Source organism: Roseovarius sp. B-10 (assembly GCF_056859295.1).
In genome coordinates, this window is sequence record NZ_JBSXOE010000037.1 from 125,464 (window position 1) to 140,034 (window position 14,571).

At 65.6% G+C, this 14,571-nt stretch carries 16 protein-coding genes and 1 pseudogene; 14 read left to right on the forward strand and 3 right to left on the reverse strand.

Annotation, left to right across the window (positions count from 1 at the left end; translation table 11 throughout):
- Positions 1-27: 27 nt before the first annotated feature.
- Positions 28-1,647 (forward strand): GMC family oxidoreductase, encoded by a 1,620-nt coding sequence (locus tag AC13D8_RS14720; protein WP_482969442.1) that lies wholly within the window; start codon positions 28-30, stop codon positions 1,645-1,647.
- Here the strand turns inward: AC13D8_RS14720 and AC13D8_RS14725 are convergent.
- A complete protein-coding gene (locus AC13D8_RS14725) occupies positions 1,635-2,252 on the reverse strand; it encodes a TetR/AcrR family transcriptional regulator (protein ID WP_104020394.1) in 618 nt (205 codons plus the stop codon). The genes AC13D8_RS14720 and AC13D8_RS14725 overlap by 13 nt on opposite strands.
- A 449-nt stretch (positions 2,253-2,701) precedes the next feature.
- Here AC13D8_RS14725 and mbfA point away from each other — a divergent pair, with 449 nt between their 5' ends.
- The 7 genes from mbfA (at position 2,702) to AC13D8_RS14760 (ending at position 8,573) form a co-directional block, all read left to right on the forward strand.
- The gene (mbfA, locus tag AC13D8_RS14730; RefSeq protein ID WP_129432295.1) at positions 2,702-3,679 is read left to right on the forward strand and encodes an iron exporter MbfA; all 978 of its coding nucleotides are present in this window, start codon (positions 2,702-2,704) and stop codon (positions 3,677-3,679) included.
- 118 nt (positions 3,680-3,797) lie between these two features.
- Entirely contained in the window at positions 3,798-4,532 is a 735-nt protein-coding gene (locus AC13D8_RS14735; protein WP_482969443.1) for a succinate dehydrogenase/fumarate reductase iron-sulfur subunit, read from the forward strand.
- The gene (locus AC13D8_RS14740; protein ID WP_482969444.1) at positions 4,525-4,857 is read left to right on the forward strand and encodes a succinate dehydrogenase; all 333 of its coding nucleotides are present in this window, start codon (positions 4,525-4,527) and stop codon (positions 4,855-4,857) included. Before AC13D8_RS14735 ends, AC13D8_RS14740 begins: the two co-directional genes overlap by 8 nt.
- Entirely contained in the window at positions 4,854-5,195 is a 342-nt protein-coding gene (sdhC, locus tag AC13D8_RS14745) for a succinate dehydrogenase, cytochrome b556 subunit (protein ID WP_104020397.1), read from the forward strand. The genes AC13D8_RS14740 and sdhC overlap by 4 nt, the downstream gene beginning before the upstream one ends.
- On the forward strand, positions 5,195-6,949 hold the full coding sequence (locus tag AC13D8_RS14750) for an L-aspartate oxidase (RefSeq protein WP_482969445.1): 1,755 nt from the start codon (positions 5,195-5,197) through the stop codon (positions 6,947-6,949). Before sdhC ends, AC13D8_RS14750 begins: the two co-directional genes overlap by 1 nt.
- Entirely contained in the window at positions 6,946-7,905 is a 960-nt protein-coding gene (locus AC13D8_RS14755; protein WP_482969446.1) for a fumarate hydratase, read from the forward strand. The genes AC13D8_RS14750 and AC13D8_RS14755 overlap by 4 nt, the downstream gene beginning before the upstream one ends.
- Positions 7,902-8,573 carry a fumarate hydratase C-terminal domain-containing protein gene (locus tag AC13D8_RS14760; protein ID WP_482969447.1) on the forward strand — a complete coding sequence of 224 codons (672 nt, stop codon included), beginning with the start codon at positions 7,902-7,904 and terminating at the stop codon, positions 8,571-8,573. The genes AC13D8_RS14755 and AC13D8_RS14760 overlap by 4 nt, the downstream gene beginning before the upstream one ends.
- Before the next feature lie 25 nt (positions 8,574-8,598).
- Here AC13D8_RS14760 and AC13D8_RS14765 read toward each other — a convergent pair whose 3' ends face one another.
- Entirely contained in the window at positions 8,599-9,342 is a 744-nt protein-coding gene (locus tag AC13D8_RS14765) for a sulfite exporter TauE/SafE family protein (RefSeq protein WP_482969448.1), read from the reverse strand.
- Positions 9,339-10,244 carry a LysR family transcriptional regulator gene (locus AC13D8_RS14770; protein WP_482969449.1) on the reverse strand — a complete coding sequence of 302 codons (906 nt, stop codon included), beginning with the start codon at positions 10,242-10,244 and terminating at the stop codon, positions 9,339-9,341. Before AC13D8_RS14770 ends, AC13D8_RS14765 begins: the two co-directional genes overlap by 4 nt.
- 142 nt (positions 10,245-10,386) lie before the next feature.
- Between AC13D8_RS14770 and AC13D8_RS14775 the strand changes: the two genes are divergently transcribed.
- The 6 genes and pseudogenes from AC13D8_RS14775 to AC13D8_RS14800 all read left to right on the forward strand — a co-directional run.
- Positions 10,387-11,364, forward strand: coding sequence for a Bug family tripartite tricarboxylate transporter substrate binding protein (locus AC13D8_RS14775; protein ID WP_482969450.1), 978 nt, complete (start codon positions 10,387-10,389; stop codon positions 11,362-11,364).
- Positions 11,365-11,428: 64 nt separating this feature from the next.
- The gene (locus tag AC13D8_RS14780; protein WP_482969451.1) at positions 11,429-11,917 is read left to right on the forward strand and encodes a tripartite tricarboxylate transporter TctB family protein; all 489 of its coding nucleotides are present in this window, start codon (positions 11,429-11,431) and stop codon (positions 11,915-11,917) included.
- The gene (locus tag AC13D8_RS14785) at positions 11,914-13,404 is read left to right on the forward strand and encodes a tripartite tricarboxylate transporter permease (protein WP_482969452.1); all 1,491 of its coding nucleotides are present in this window, start codon (positions 11,914-11,916) and stop codon (positions 13,402-13,404) included. The genes AC13D8_RS14780 and AC13D8_RS14785 overlap by 4 nt, the downstream gene beginning before the upstream one ends.
- Positions 13,405-13,536: 132 nt before the next feature.
- A complete protein-coding gene (locus AC13D8_RS14790) occupies positions 13,537-13,977 on the forward strand; it encodes a YeeE/YedE family protein (protein ID WP_482969453.1) in 441 nt (146 codons plus the stop codon).
- A 3-nt stretch (positions 13,978-13,980) separates the two neighbouring features.
- The gene (locus AC13D8_RS14795) at positions 13,981-14,415 is read left to right on the forward strand and encodes a DUF6691 family protein (RefSeq protein WP_482969454.1); all 435 of its coding nucleotides are present in this window, start codon (positions 13,981-13,983) and stop codon (positions 14,413-14,415) included.
- A pseudogene (locus AC13D8_RS14800) lies at positions 14,412-14,571 on the forward strand (MBL fold metallo-hydrolase); the annotation flags it as partial. The gene AC13D8_RS14795 and the pseudogene AC13D8_RS14800, both read left to right, overlap by 4 nt.

Consider the following 14,571-nt stretch of genomic DNA (forward strand, 5'->3'; position numbering starts at 1 on the left):
CGATCGCGGCGGGCCTAGCTTGCGCGCATGGAATTTGACTACATCATCGTCGGCGGCGGCTCCGCTGGCTGCGTGATGGCAGCGCGCCTGAGCGAAGACGCAGCCACCCGCGTCTGCCTCGTCGAGGCGGGCGGTGGCGGGCGCGACATCTTCGTCCGCGCCCCCGCGCTGGTGGCGGCGATGGTCTCGGGGCGGCCACGGATCAACAACTGGGCATTTCACACCGTACCGCAGCCGCGGCTGAACGGGCGGCGTGGGTTTCAGCCGCGCGGCCGCGCGCTGGGCGGGTCGAGCGCGATCAACGCCATGCTCTACACGCGTGGCCACCCGCGCGATTACGACGAATGGGCCGATCTCGGCTGCGACGGCTGGGATTGGCAGAGCGTGCTGCCGTGGTTTCGCCGCGCCGAAGGCAATACCGCGCGCGGCGGCGATCTGCACGGGCAAGACGGGCCACTCAATGTCCGCGACCAAAGCGCGCCACGCACCATTTCCAGCGCCTTCATCGACGCCTGCGCCCACCTTCAAATCCCCCGCAACCCGGATTTCAACGGGCCCCGACAGGAAGGCACCGGCCTCTACCAGGTCACGCAATTCGCCGGTGGCCCGAACAACGGCGAGCGCTGCTCGGCGGCGGCGGCCTATCTCTTTCCCGCGATGACGCGCCCCAACCTCACGGTGATTTCCCGCGCGCTGGCCTGTCGCATCCTCGTCGAGGATGGTCGCGCCACGGGCCTGCGCTACCGCCACCGGGGCCGGTTGCATGAAATCCGCGCGCGCCGCGAGGTGATCCTCTCGGCGGGGGCCTTCGGTTCGCCGCATCTGCTCAAGCTCTCGGGCATCGGCCCGGCAGAGGAACTCGTGGCGCACGGAATCCCTCCGGTGCGCGATCTGCCCGGGGTGGGCGAGAACCTGCAGGACCACCTCGACTACATCCTCGCCGAGACATCGAAACGGGACGACGTGGTGAGCCTCGGCCCCAAGGGGCTGTGGCAGTTGGGCAAGGCTGCGCTGCGGTGGCGGCGCACCGGCACGGGGCATTTCGCGACACCCTATGCCGAGGCGGGGGCCTTCCTGCACTCGGCTCCCGGCCTCGACCGGCCCGACCTCCAGCTACATTTCGTGATCGGTATCGTCGAGAACCACATGCGCCGCCTGCATTTCCGGCCCGGCTATTCCTGCCATGTCTGCGTGCTGCGGCCCCACAGCCGGGGCCGGGTGGCGCTCGCCTCTCCTCGCCCCGCCGACGCTCCGCTGATCGACCCGGCCTTCCTGAGCGACCCGCGCGACCTGCCCCTGATGATGACCGGCGCGCGCCGGATGGACGCGATCCTCGCTGCCCCGCCGCTTGCGCCGTGGCGCAAGACGCGCCTGCACGATCATGACTGGAGCGATGCGGCGCTGGAGCGCGATATCCGCGCCCGCGCCGACACGATCTATCATCCGGTGGGCACCTGCGCGATGGGACGGGGCGAGATGGCGGTGGTGGATGCGCAGGGCCGCGTGCACGGCGTCGCGGGGCTGCGCGTGGTCGATGCCTCGATCATGCCGCGCCTTGTGGGGGGCAATACCAACGCCCCCACCATCATGATTGCGGAAAAGATCGCCGGAGAAATGACAGGGCGCGCGCCGGATCAGGCACGGTAGCGCGCGAGGAACATCTCGACCGCACCATTCACCACCCGCTCTATATCGGCCTCGCTCGGGGCGTCGCACATGCCGCACAGTGACCGTACAAACAGATCGCCCTTGCACAATTCGCCAAACTGATTGGCGGCAAGGTCCATGTCGTCGATCCGCAGTATCCCCGCCTCGACATAGGGCGCCAGAACCTTGCTCATCCGCTCGCGCACGAGCGCTGGACCCGAGGCGTAGAACCGGCGTCCAAGCTCGGGGAAGCGGTGGGATTCGGCCACGCAGATGCGAAACACCTGCTGCCCGAAATCCGACAGGAAAAACCGCACGATCCGGCTCGCGGCCTCGTGCAGCACCTCCTCGATCGGAGCGCCCGACCCAATTACCTCGATCGCCTCCTCGGCCTGCCGGTTGCACTCGATCCGCGCCACCTCGGAGAACAGCAGCCGCTTGTCGGGGAAATAGCTGTAGAGCGTTGCCTTGGAAACCTGCGCCTCGCGCGCGATCTCGTCCACGCTCGCACCTTCGAACCCGTCGCGCATGAAAACGCGGCGTGCGCCTTCTAGCACCTGGTCGAACTTGCGGCCTTTCTTGATCTCGGCGGCGGGTGCCGACATTTGCATCCTCCCGGCAGGTCCAGGCAGTCTATTCGGGCCGGGACGGCATCCGCAAGCACATCTGCGTGTGCAAGGAGAGAAGGCAGGCCGCCCGGTTCGGGTGGCCCCATTCCCGGGCTACTTGTCGATGCCACCGGTGCCCTGCGTCACCGGCTGCGGTGCGGGCTCGGGTTAGGTGACTGTCGGGATGAATCCGCTCGTATCGATGCTGAAGGCCACGGCGGGCGCAGCGGCGAGCGAGACGGCAAGGGTGATGGCGGTGAGAGCGGGTTTCATGGTAAACTCCACGATCTGAACTGATCTGTTCAGATATAAGTAAACCGTTTGGTCCAGGTATCAAGATGATTTCAAACCGAGCGGTTCAATCTAACTCGCCACTGCCCGAGCTCTTGATTCCAGCCACCGTTTCGGTAAATTAGAATAATTCTAAGTATAGCCGCGAGACACGCATGTTCCCTCATCTCACCTCCCGACGCCGCTTCGCGGACCTCTCCGAGCAGGAAATTCTCGCTCTTGCGATCTCGTCCGAAGAGGACGACGCCCGCATCTACCGAACCTATGCCGAGAGCCTGCGCGCCGACTACCCCGACACCGCCGCCATCTTCGACGGCATGGCGCGGGAAGAGGACGGACACCGGCAGCGCCTGATCGACCTGCATCGCGCCCGCTTTGGCGAGGTCATCCCGCTCATCCGGCGCGAACACGTCGCGGGCTTCTACGCGCGCCGCCCCGTCTGGCTGGTGGAAAACCTAGGGATCGAGCGCATCCGCGACGAGGCCGAGGCGATGGAGCACGACGCCGAAGCCTTCTATCTCAAGGCCGCGCAGCGCAGCAGCGACGCCGCCACGCGCAAGCTTCTCGGCGATCTGGCCGCCGCCGAGAGCGGGCATCAAGCCCGCGCGGGAGAGTTGGAGGCCGAGCACCTTGGTCCGCAGGCCCGCGATGCCGAGGACCGCACCGCCAAGCGGCAATTCGTGCTGACATGGGTGCAGCCGGGGTTGGCAGGTCTGATGGATGGCTCGGTCTCCACGCTGGCGCCGATCTTCGCAACGGCGTTTGCCACGCAGGACACCTGGACCACGTTCCTCGTCGGCCTCGCAGCCAGCGTCGGCGCTGGCATCTCGATGGGTTTCACCGAGGCGGCGAGCGACGATGGAGAGCTTTCGGGGCGCGGCAGCCCGTTCAAACGCGGCCTCGCCTCGGGCTTCATGACGACAGTTGGGGGCCTGGGCCACGCCCTGCCCTATCTCATCCCGGACTTCTGGACCGCCACGATCATCGCCTTTGTCGTGGTGTTCATCGAGCTGTGGGCCATCGCGTGGATTCAGAACCGCTACATGGAAACCCCGTTTTTCCGCGCGGCGTTCCAGGTGGTCCTTGGCGGCGCGCTGGTCTTTGCGGCGGGGGTGCTGATCGGCAGCGGCTAGTGATGAAGATCAATTGGAAAGCATAGCTTTCGAAAATGATAAGAATTAATTCCTTTTCGTTAGCTGCGCTGATAAATATAACAAGTGTCACAGCCACCCCGAGCCATTCGAGGGACACGTGACCGCCACACCATCCAAACTGACAGTTACCGTTCAGCGCGGCTCCGAAGGCGCGATCCGTCAAGAGGTGTTCGACGTCCCCGCCTACGAGAACCAGACGGTTCTGGACGTGGTGACGTGGATTCAACAGATGGCGGACCCGACGCTCAGCTACCGGTTCGCCTGCCGCGTCGGCATGTGCGGCTCTTGCGCGATGATGGTCAATGGCGTGCCGCGCTGGACCTGCCGGACCCATGTGAACAAGGTGGCCGCGGACGGGCAACTCGCCATCGCGCCGCTGCGCAACCTGCCGGTGATCAAGGATCTTGCCGCCGATATGGACCCGTTCTTCGACAAGTGGGTGGCAGCGGAGGCGCGGCATCACCCCTCGGCCGCGCGCAGCGACGATTTCGACCCGGTCACGTCCCGCGAACCCGCCCGCGCCGAGGCCGATCTCGGGATCGAATGCATCAATTGCGGGATCTGCTATGCGGCCTGCGATACGGTGGCGGGAAATCCCGATTACCTCGGCCCCGCTGCGCTGCAACGGGCCTGGACGCTTCTGAACGACAGCCGCGACGGGGATCGCGATGGCATCCTCGCGGCGGTCTCGGGCAAGGGGGGCTGTCACAACTGTCACTCCATGGGCAGTTGCGCGCAGTATTGTCCCAATGATCTCAACCCGATGCGCGCCATCTCGGGGCTGAAGCGCGAGACGGTCAGGGCGGCATGGGGAGGCAAGCGCGATGCTTGATCTGCGGCTCTACATGGCGCAGCGGCTGAGCGCGCTGGTGATGGTGCCGCTGGTTCTGGGTCATATCGCGGTGATGATCTATGCCATTCAGGGCGGCCTCTCCACCGCTGAAATCCTTGGCCGCACCCAAGGTAGCCTGTTGTGGTTCCTGTTCTACGGGGCCTTCGTGGTCGCCGTCTCGGTTCATGCCGCCATTGGCTTGCGCGTCATCGCGCATGAATGGGGCGGGCTGCGGGGACGGGTGCTGGACTGGCTGATGTGGGGTATCGGTGCGTGTCTGTTTTACGTCGGTATTCTGGCGGTATTCGCGGTGACCCTGTCATGAAAACGCCGCCCCGCTCTCACCCGCTCTGGCTCGCCTTTCTGTTGCACCGCCTCTCGGGGCTGGCGCTGGCGCTCTTTCTTCCGGTGCACCTGTGGCTCTTGTCACAAGCGGTCACGTCACCCGCCACGCTCGACGGCTTCCTCGCCTTCGCCGAGCACCCGCTGGTGAAACTGGCCGAGTTCGGCCTCGTGTTCCTGCTGGCCGTTCACATGGCCGGCGGCCTGCGTCTGCTGGCGCTGGAATTCCTGCCCTGGTCCGACCGGCACAAGACCTACGCCGCCGCCGCGGTTGGCGCAGCCCTGTTCCTTTCGGCCACGTTTTTCCTGAGGGCGATCTGATGGTGAAAATCGACCGGCACGACACCGATATCCTGATCATCGGCACCGGCGGCGCGGGGCTCTTCGCCGCGCTCCACGCGCAGCAATCGGCGCCCGAAGGCACGCGCATCACCATCGCCGTCAAGGGTCTGATCGGCAAATGCGGCTGCACCCGGATGGTGCAGGGCGGCTATAACGTGGCGCTTGGCGGCGGCGACACGGTCGAGCGGCATTTCATGGATACCATTCAGGGCGGCAAATGGCTGCCCAATCAGGACATGGCGTGGAAGCTGTGCGAACAGGCGGTGGTGCGCATCCACGAGCTGGAAAACGAGATCGGCTGCTATTTCGACCGCAACCCCGACGGCACCCTGCATCAAAAGGCCTTTGCCGGGCAGACCGCCGACCGCACGGTCCACAAGGGCGACCTGACCGGCATCGAGATCATCAGCCGGTTGATGGAGCAGGTGCTGGCGCGCCCGGTCGAGAAATTGCAGGAGCACCGCGCGATCGGCCTGATCCCGACGCGGGACGGCGGCGCATTGGCGGGGGTGCTCTTCATCGACATGCGCACCGGGGGCTTTCGCCTCGTGCGGGCGAAAACCGTCCTCATGGCCACCGGTGGCGGCCCAACCATGTACAAGTACAACACCCCCTCGGGCGACAAGACGATGGACGGCCTTGCCATGGCGCTGCGCGCAGGGCTGGAACTGCGCGACATGGAAATGGTGCAGTTCCATCCCACGGGCCTGTTGGCGGGCGATCACACCCGGATGACCGGAACCGTGCTGGAGGAGGGCTTGCGCGGTGCGGGCGGGCAATTGCTCAACGGCGCGGAAAACCGCTTCATGTTCGACTATGACCCAAAGGGCGAGCGCGCGACACGCGACGTGGTCAGCCGCGCTATCTATGCCGAGATGCGCAAGAACAACACGAGCCAGAATGGCGGCGTCTTCATCTCCATGGCCCATCTCGGCCCCGACCATGTGCGCGCCAAGTTCCCCGGCATGGTCAAGCGCTGTGCCGATAGCGGGTTCGATCTGGCGGGCGGCCTGGTGGAGGTGGTGCCGACCGCGCATTACTTCATGGGCGGCGTGGTTGTGGATGCCGATACCCGCACCGCGATGGAAGGGCTCTATGTCGCCGGAGAGGATGCGGGTGGCGCGCATGGCTCCAATCGCCTCGGCGGCAATGGCGTGGCCAATTCCACCGTCTATGGCGGGGTGGCGGGCGACGTGATGGGCGCGGATATCCGGACCATGGGCGCGCTGCGCGATCCCTGCCCCGAAGTCTTGCAGGCGGAGGTGAGCCGCGCGCTGCATCCGCTCAACCGCGCCCCCGGCCTCGTGCAGCCAATGCGCAACGCCCTGCAAGAGGCGATGTGGGAGGACGTGGGCGTCATGCGCAACGCCGCCGGCATGGAACGCGGGCTGACCCGTATCGCCGATATTTCCACCGAGTTGATGGAGGTGGGCGTCGCGGGCGATGATCTCGCTTTCAACCTCACCTGGCATGACTGGCTGAATCTGCGCTCGCTGTGTGATATATCTGAGGCGATCACGCTGGCCGCGCGTGCCCGCGAAAACTCGCGCGGGGCGCATTACCGAGAGGATTTCCCGGAAACGGGCGATCTGGATGCGTCCTATTTCACCGTGGTCACGCAAACCGGAGAGGCGCTCGACGTGCGCCGCGACCCGGTTCAATTCACCAAGGTGCGTCCGGGCGAGACGATCCTGCCCAAGGGCGCGCCGGAAACACTGGTGGCGGCACAATGATACCCATCGACCTGATCGAGAGCACCGCCGGGACGCTGATGGACAAGGCGGCGATCGAGATCCCCGACGACTACCTCACCGGGCTGCGACACGCGGCCGAAACCGAGGACGGGGATCTGTCGTCCTTCGTGCTTCAGGCCATGCTGGAGAATTACAAGGCCGCCAAGGAGGACCGCCGCGCCATGTGCGGCGACACGGGGTGTCCGCGCTGGTACGTGAAGATGGGCAACGAGACGCAGATCGAGGGCGGGCCTGTCGCCTTGGAAACCGCGCTCCGCCGCGCCACGGCCCATGCCACCGATGGCGTCCCGCTGCGCCCCAACCGGGTGCACCCGCTGTGGCGCACGGACCACAACAACAACGTCGGCATCGGCGCGCCCGAGATCGAATACGGCTATGAGCCGGGGGGCGAATGGATCGACCTCATCACCGTGCACAAGGGCGGGCTTTTCGGCACCGATTATCGCATGCTCTTCCCCTCCGACGGGATCGAGGGGATCAAGCGGTTCTATCTCGACAGCCTCGTCGCCTTTGGCAAGCGTGGGCTGGCCTGTCAGCCGGCGATCATCGGCATCGGGCTTGGGGGCTCCAAGGATACCTGCATGGTGCTGGGCAAACGCGCCGCGTGCCTGCGCGTGGTGGGCAGCGAGAACCCGGACCCCAAGATCGCGGCGCTGGAGCAGGAGTTCAAGGATCTGGGCAATTCCATCGGCATGGGCGCGATGGGGTTCGTCGGCAAGAACATGGTCGTCGATTGCAATATCGAGGTGGGCTATTGCCATACGGGCGGCATGCAGATGTCGGTGCACGCCTTTTGCCTGTCGTCACGCCGGGCGGTGGCGCGCATCTATCCCGATGGGCGGGTCGAGTATCGCACCGATCCCGACTGGTTCACCCCCTATCAGCGGCGCGAGACGGTCGAGTGGCGAGACCCGGCACAGGAGGCCGCGGAATGAGCAAACCCCGTGAAATCCGCCTGAGCACGACGCCGACGCCCGAGGCCATCGCCGAGCTGAGGCTGGGCGATATCGTCTATCTCGACGGCCTGCTCTACACCGCGCGCGAGGGCGTCTACATGCGCGCGCTGGAGGAGAAGGCCAATATCCCGATGGAACTGCCAAGCCAGAGTGCGGCGAATTTCCATTGCTCGCCTGCCGCAGCGATCCGTTCTGACGGCAGCTTTGACATGGGGGCGGTGACGGCCACGGCGTCGTTCCGCTTTGCCAAGTGGTTGCCCGAATGGATGGAAAAGACCGGCGCGCGGTTGATCATCGGCAAGGGCGGTATGTCGTCCAAGGATTACAAGGAATATTTCGTGCCCAACGGCGCGATTTACCTCTCGACCGTGGGCTATGGCACCGGCGCCCTGCTGGGGCGCGGGATCGAAAAGGTCGAGGCGGTGCACTGGCGCGACGAATTGGGGCTGGCGCAGGCGATGTGGGTCATTCGTTGCAAGAAGATGGGGCCGTTCATCGTGGCCTCGGATATGGACGGTAATTGCCTGTTCGAGCGCGAGAACGCGAAGATCGCGCAGAACCTCGACCGCGTCTACGAAGGCACCCGCCCGGCGACGCTCAAGCGCTATGGCGAGACGGATGACCGGTCTGACGAGGTGATCGGGTAAACCACCTTTGCAAGGGCGTTTTCCATCAGATCAGTTCGCGCGCCAAAAGCACGGTCCCGGAAATGAATGTCATCGCGATCAGCAACCGACGGAACGCCGCATCGGGCAGGCGGCGGAAGATCGCTATGCCGGCCTGCGCGGCGATGATCGACACCGGCAGCGCGAGCGCGATGTAGAGCAGGGTCTCGCGCGTGTAGGCGCCCCTGAGCGACAGGGCCGCCGCCGTGAGCGCCAGCACCGTCACGTTGAACGGTTGCAGCACGGCGCGCGTCTCGGCCTTGGGCCAGGGGCGCAGGGCGCACCACATCATCGGCAACGCCCCCGAGAGCGACGCCGCACCCCCGAGGATGCCGCCGGACAGTCCCACCGCCATGTCCCAGACGGGCGTTGGCCGCTCGAACCGGGGCAGCCGGGTGCGCAGGCTGAAATAGCCGCCATAGAGGATGAGAAACCCGGCGATCACCAGTTTCAGGCTGCGCGCGTCCAGCACCGACAGCGCCAGCACGCCCAGCGGGATGCCCAGTACGCCGGGGATCAGGAACCGCGCCAGCCGCCGCCGGTTGGCGCCGATGGCGTGGCGTACCACCCACAGGCCCTGAAGCCCGGTGAGCGCCGAGAGCACCACCACAACCGCCACCGCCTGCACCGGGGGCATGACGTTGAGAAAGAAGCCCAGCGCGAAGAGCGCGGTGCCGAAGCCCGCCAGCCCGTTGATAAGCCCGCCCGCCGCCGCGCCCGCGACCACCGCGAGCATCGTCTCGGGACTCATGGCGCAGGCCCCGCGCCAGGGCGAAAGATGCCGATCCCGACCGCACCAAGGAGCGCGGTGTGAATGGCCTCGATCACGCGCAGCCGGGGGTTGTCGCGGCGATGCGCAAGCGTGAGTTGCCGCACCGGCGCGCCCGCGGGCAGGGGCAGGCGGCGCAGGGGCAGCGGGCTTGCCCCGCGCACGCAGCGCGCGGGCACGATCGACACGCCGAGCCCGGCAAGCACCATGCTCGATATCGCCTCGAGCCCCTGCAATTCCATCGTGACATCGACGGCGATCCGGTTGTCGCGCAGCCAGCCGTCGATCAGCCCGCCCACCACCGCATCGCGGCTGAAGCGAATGAAGGGATGCGCGGCCAAGAGCGCGCGCACGTCGTCGCCGTCCGTGTCCTCGGGGGCCAGAAGCTCCATCGGTTCGCGGGCGATGTCGGCATGGTCGATCCCCGGCGGTAGCGGTCCCTGCCGGGAAAGGATCCCGCAATCGAGCGCGCCGCGTTCTACCTCGGCGATGAGCTGCGTGGTCATGCCCGGCACGATGCGCACATGCAGGTCCGGGTAGCTCTGCTTCAACAGGCGGACCGAGAGCGGCGTCAGCCCGGTGAGCGTCATCGGCACCGCCCCGAGCGAGATTTCCCCGGCAAACCCCTCGTCACCCATGACCGACGGCAAGAGCCCGTCATAGGCGCGTAGTATCTCGCGCGCGCGAGCGACGAGCGCACGGCCCACCGGCGTCAGCTCGGGCGTGCGGCGGGAGCGGTCGAACAGCGCCACGCCCCACTCATCCTCGAGGCTGCGCATCTGCTGGCTGACGGCGGCATGGGTGATGAACACCGCGTCCGCCGCGGCGCTGAAGGTTCGATGGTCGTGGACGGCCACGAGGGTGCGCAGGCGGCGGATTGACATGTCCGGTCCTTATCGTAAGCTTTTGTGACACAAGCTGTAACGGAATATTGCTTATATAAAGGCTGGCTTAAAGTTACACCTGACTTGGGTGGCGGTGCAATCCGCGAAAAGCAGGGCCGCCACAACAGAGGAGGAGGATAAGATGCGACTGAAAACGCTTGGCGCGCTCTGCGCCATGAGCCTCGGGCTGGCGGCGACGCCGGCGCTGGCCGAGTATCCCGAACGCCCGATCAACATGGTCATTCCCTATGGCGCGGGCGGTGCCACCGACATTTCCGCGCGCACCATCGCCGAGCCTCTGGGCAATGCCGTGGGCGGCACGCTGGTGATGTCCAACATCACCGGCGCCGGCGGCGCAACCGGATCGGTCGCGGTGCAGAACGCCAAGCCCGACGGCTACACGATGCTGTTCGCGCGCGTTGGATCGCATTCGGTGAACCCGGCGATGAAGGCGACGCTGCCCTACACGCTCGACGATTTCCGCTTTGTCACGGTCTACGAAATCAACCCGGTGGCCTGCGCCGTGCGGCCCGATTCGGGGATCGAGAGCATGGAGGATCTGGTGAGCCGGACCGAGAGTGAGGGCACCAGCTACAGCTCGTCGGGCGTGGGCTCCATGCTGCATCTGGCGGCGGTCTTCGTGCTCGATGAATTCGGCATCAAGGACCCGCTGGAAAAGGCCACCCACATCCCGCAGAAGGGCGGCGGTGCCGCGGCGACGGCGGTGCTCAACGGCACGGCGACCTTCCTGTGCACCAATTCTTCGGCGCTGGCGAGCTTCGTGGCCAACGGGCAATTGAAGCCGCTGATGGTCACCACCGACGAGCCGGTGCCCGGCTTCGACGCGCCGTCGGCGAGCAGCCTCGGCAAGCCCGACCTGCGCCAGCTTGTCGGCTGGACCGGGATTGCGGGGCCGGACGGGCTGCCCGACGAGGTGGCCGCGAAATGGGGCGAGTGGATGGCCGAGGCCGCCGCGAACGAGAAGTTCGTCGAGCAGATGACGGCGCGCGGCTCGGTGATCGAGGTGATGAGCCCCGAAGAGGCCAACGACTTCATCGAGACGCAGTACAACACTTTCCGCGCGCTTGTTGACAAGCTGGGGATGCGCATCGAAGGCTGAGGCAGGACAGGCGCCCGGCCGCGAGGAGGCGGCCGGGCACACGCGACCAAAGGGAGGGGCAGGGGTGAGCCACCGGGCAATGCAGCTGCGGCTTGGGATCGGCGCGATCCTCGCGGCAATCTTTCTCGTGACCTATGCCACACCCAATTGGGTCTCGACGCCGAGCAATGTGCGCAACATCGTGCTGTCGCCGCTGTTCTGGCCGTATATTCTCGGCGGGCTCACCGGGTTGATCGGGCTTGGCCTTGCGCTTTCGGGCTGGCGCAGCGACCCTGGCGAGCCGGTCAATGACCCGATACCGGATCCCGGCGCCGGGGCGGCGCGGCTGGTGGGTTTTGCCGCCCTGATGGCCGTCACCTTCTGGGTAATGCCGTATCTGGGCATGGTCTGGACGTCGATGCTGGCCTTCCTCGCGCTGGCTTTTCTGGTCAAGACACGTCACCCGGCGGCTGCGGTGATCTGCGCGGTGGCGGTGCCGCTCATTCTCTACGCCTTCTTTGCGCATGTGGCGAGCGTGGCCATTCCGCAAGGCGAACTGGTGAGGCTGCCATGAGCCTTTATGACAGCGTGATGGCGGGGCTGGCCCTCGTTGGCAATCTCGAGGCGTTCCTGTCGCTGGCCATCGGCATCGTGATCGGCGTGGTCGGCGGCGCGATCCCCGGCATCTCGGCGACGATGGCGGTGGCGCTGGCGCTGCCCTTTACCTTTCCGATGGCACCGATCAACGGCATCCTGCTGCTGCTGGGCGTCTACAAGGGCGGCATTTTCGGTGGCTCGATCCCCGCGATCCTCATCAAGACGCCGGGTACGCCCGCGTCATCCGCCACCATTCTCGACGGTCATCCTATGGCCGAGCGCGGCGAGGCGGGGCGCGCGCTGGGCATGGCGCTCTGGGCGTCCTGCACGGCGGATTTCGTGTCGAACCTCGCGCTGATCTTCTTTGCCGGGTTCCTCGCCTCCTTTGCGCTCAGCTTCGGCCCGCCGGAATTCTTTGCGCTGATCCTGTTCTCGCTTACCATCATCGCGGGGGTCTCGGGCGAGAGCCTTTTGCGCGGTGCGCTTTCGGCGCTGTTGGGGCTACTTCTGGCCACGATCGGCCTCGATCTGGTTTACGGCACCAACCGCTTCACCTTTGGCGATCCGAACCTGATGGGCGGGCTTAATTTTATCGCGGTGCTGATCGGCCTGTTCGCCATCCCCGAGGTCATCAACATGGTCTGGCACCCCACCGGGCACGTGGGCAAGGTGCAGAAGCTGGGCAGCAAATGGGTGACCTTCGCGGAATACAAGCGCTGTTTCCGCTCGATCATCCGGGGTAGTTTCATCGGTGTCTTTCTCGGCTCGATCCCCGGTATCGGCGCGGCACCGGCGGCGTTCCTGAGCTATTCCGAGGCGCGGCGCAAATCGCCCAACAAGGCGAATTTCGGCAAGGGTGAGATCGAGGGGGTCGCGGCGTCCGAGGCGGGCAACAACGGCGTGGCGGGGGCGACGCTCATTCCGCTGCTGGCGCTGGGCGTGCCGGGCGACGTGATCACAGCGATCATCATCGGCGCCTTCATGGTGCACGGGCTTCAACCGGGGCCGATGATGTTCGTGCTGAACGTGGATATCATCTATGGCCTGTTCATCGGCCTGATCCTGTCATCCGGCATCCTGTTCATCGTCGGCGGGCTGGCGATCCGCGGCTTTCGGCCCGTGGCCGACATCCCCAAGCGCATCCTGATGCCGATGGTGCTGGTGCTGTGCATCTACGGGGTTTTCGCCGTCAACAACAACATCTTCGACGTGGGGGTGATGTTCGCGATGGGGTGGGTCGGGTTCGTCATGGGGCGCTATCACATCCCGCCCGCACCCTTCCTCATCGCCTTCATTCTCGGGCCGCTGCTCGAGGATAATTTCCGGCAATCAATGCTGATGTCGGGCGGCAGCCCGGATATATTGCTGCGCGGCCCGATCACGTGGTTCTTCTGGACCCTGACGGTCATCAGCATCGTCGCGATCACCCGCGGCACCCTGCGGGCAGGCCGCGCGGGGGGCTGAGCGGCGGTCACATTTACGTGGATCGCGCGACTGCCCTGTAAAAATCGTGGGCGGGTACATATATTCATCGTCGTATATATGTAACTGACACCGCACCCGGGCGGTTGCAGGCACGGACAAGAGGACAACGAGATGACAGGGGTAGAGACGGAATTCACACCGCTGCAATCGCTGGCGGGCGGTGTGCTGATCGGGCTGTCGGCGGTTTTGCTGATGTTCTTTCAGGGAAAAATCATGGGGGCCACTGGCATTCTGTCGGGGCTGATCGCGGGGACCGCACCGGGCGACAAGGGGTGGCGCGCGGCGATGGTCGCGGGAATGATCGCGGGGCCACTGCTGGTGCTGGCGGTGACCGGCCAAATGCCCATCGTGGACGTTCCGGTGAGCTGGCCGATGATCCTCGCCGGGGGCTTCATCGTCGGCATCGGCGTGACCTTCGGCTCGGGCTGCACCTCGGGGCACGGGGTGTGCGGGAATGCGCGGCTCTCGCCGCGGTCGATGGTGGCGACGGTGACCTTCATGATCACCTGCGGGATCACTGTCTATGTCATCCGTCACGTGGTGGGGGGCTGAACCATGCGAATTCTTTCGGCTTTCATCGTGGGCCTGATCTTTGGCGTGGGGATCGCCATTTCCGGCATGATCAACCCGGCCAAGGTGCTCAATTTCTTTGACATTGCCGGGACGTGGGACCCGAGCCTGATCTTCGTCATGGGGGGCGCGCTGGTGACCACGTTCATCGGCTACCGCCTCGTGCTGCGACGTGATAAACCGGTGATCGAAGAGAAGTTCCAACTGCCCACAGCGAGCGCCATCGACGCGCGGCTGATCGGCGGCTCGGCGGTATTCGGCATCGGCTGGGGCATCGCGGGGTTCTGCCCCGGGGCGGCGATTCCGGCGCTCGGCTCGGGCAAGATAGAGGTGGCGGGCTTTGTCGTGGCGCTGCTCGCGGGGCTGTGGGTGGCGCGCACAATCAGGGACCGACAGACAGGAAAGGGGGCATTGGCATGACTGGCTATCCCGTGGACATGGATGTCAAACCGCAGATCGAGGCGTTCTTTGACGCGGCCACGAACACGATCAGCTATGTTGTCAAGGATCCCGGGTCAAACGCCTGCGCGATCGTCGATTCGGTGATGGATATCGACTATGCGGCGGGCCGCATCA

What these genes read in the sequence shown, in the direction of transcription:
- AC13D8_RS14720 (WP_482969442.1), top strand. Translation starts at nt 28, where the DNA reads ATGGAATTTGACTACATCATCGTCGGCGGCGGCTCCGCTGGCTGCGTG.
- AC13D8_RS14725 (WP_104020394.1), bottom strand. Translation starts at nt 2,252, where the DNA reads ATGTCGGCACCCGCCGCCGAGATCAAGAAAGGCCGCAAGTTCGACCAG.
- mbfA (WP_129432295.1), top strand. Translation starts at nt 2,702, where the DNA reads ATGTTCCCTCATCTCACCTCCCGACGCCGCTTCGCGGACCTCTCCGAG.
- AC13D8_RS14740 (WP_482969444.1), top strand. Translation starts at nt 4,525, where the DNA reads ATGCTTGATCTGCGGCTCTACATGGCGCAGCGGCTGAGCGCGCTGGTG.
- sdhC (WP_104020397.1), top strand. Translation starts at nt 4,854, where the DNA reads ATGAAAACGCCGCCCCGCTCTCACCCGCTCTGGCTCGCCTTTCTGTTG.
- AC13D8_RS14750 (WP_482969445.1), top strand. Translation starts at nt 5,195, where the DNA reads ATGGTGAAAATCGACCGGCACGACACCGATATCCTGATCATCGGCACC.
- AC13D8_RS14755 (WP_482969446.1), top strand. Translation starts at nt 6,946, where the DNA reads ATGATACCCATCGACCTGATCGAGAGCACCGCCGGGACGCTGATGGAC.
- AC13D8_RS14760 (WP_482969447.1), top strand. Translation starts at nt 7,902, where the DNA reads ATGAGCAAACCCCGTGAAATCCGCCTGAGCACGACGCCGACGCCCGAG.
- AC13D8_RS14765 (WP_482969448.1), bottom strand. Translation starts at nt 9,342, where the DNA reads ATGAGTCCCGAGACGATGCTCGCGGTGGTCGCGGGCGCGGCGGCGGGC.
- AC13D8_RS14770 (WP_482969449.1), bottom strand. Translation starts at nt 10,244, where the DNA reads ATGTCAATCCGCCGCCTGCGCACCCTCGTGGCCGTCCACGACCATCGA.
- AC13D8_RS14775 (WP_482969450.1), top strand. Translation starts at nt 10,387, where the DNA reads ATGCGACTGAAAACGCTTGGCGCGCTCTGCGCCATGAGCCTCGGGCTG.
- AC13D8_RS14785 (WP_482969452.1), top strand. Translation starts at nt 11,914, where the DNA reads ATGAGCCTTTATGACAGCGTGATGGCGGGGCTGGCCCTCGTTGGCAAT.
- AC13D8_RS14790 (WP_482969453.1), top strand. Translation starts at nt 13,537, where the DNA reads ATGACAGGGGTAGAGACGGAATTCACACCGCTGCAATCGCTGGCGGGC.
- AC13D8_RS14795 (WP_482969454.1), top strand. Translation starts at nt 13,981, where the DNA reads ATGCGAATTCTTTCGGCTTTCATCGTGGGCCTGATCTTTGGCGTGGGG.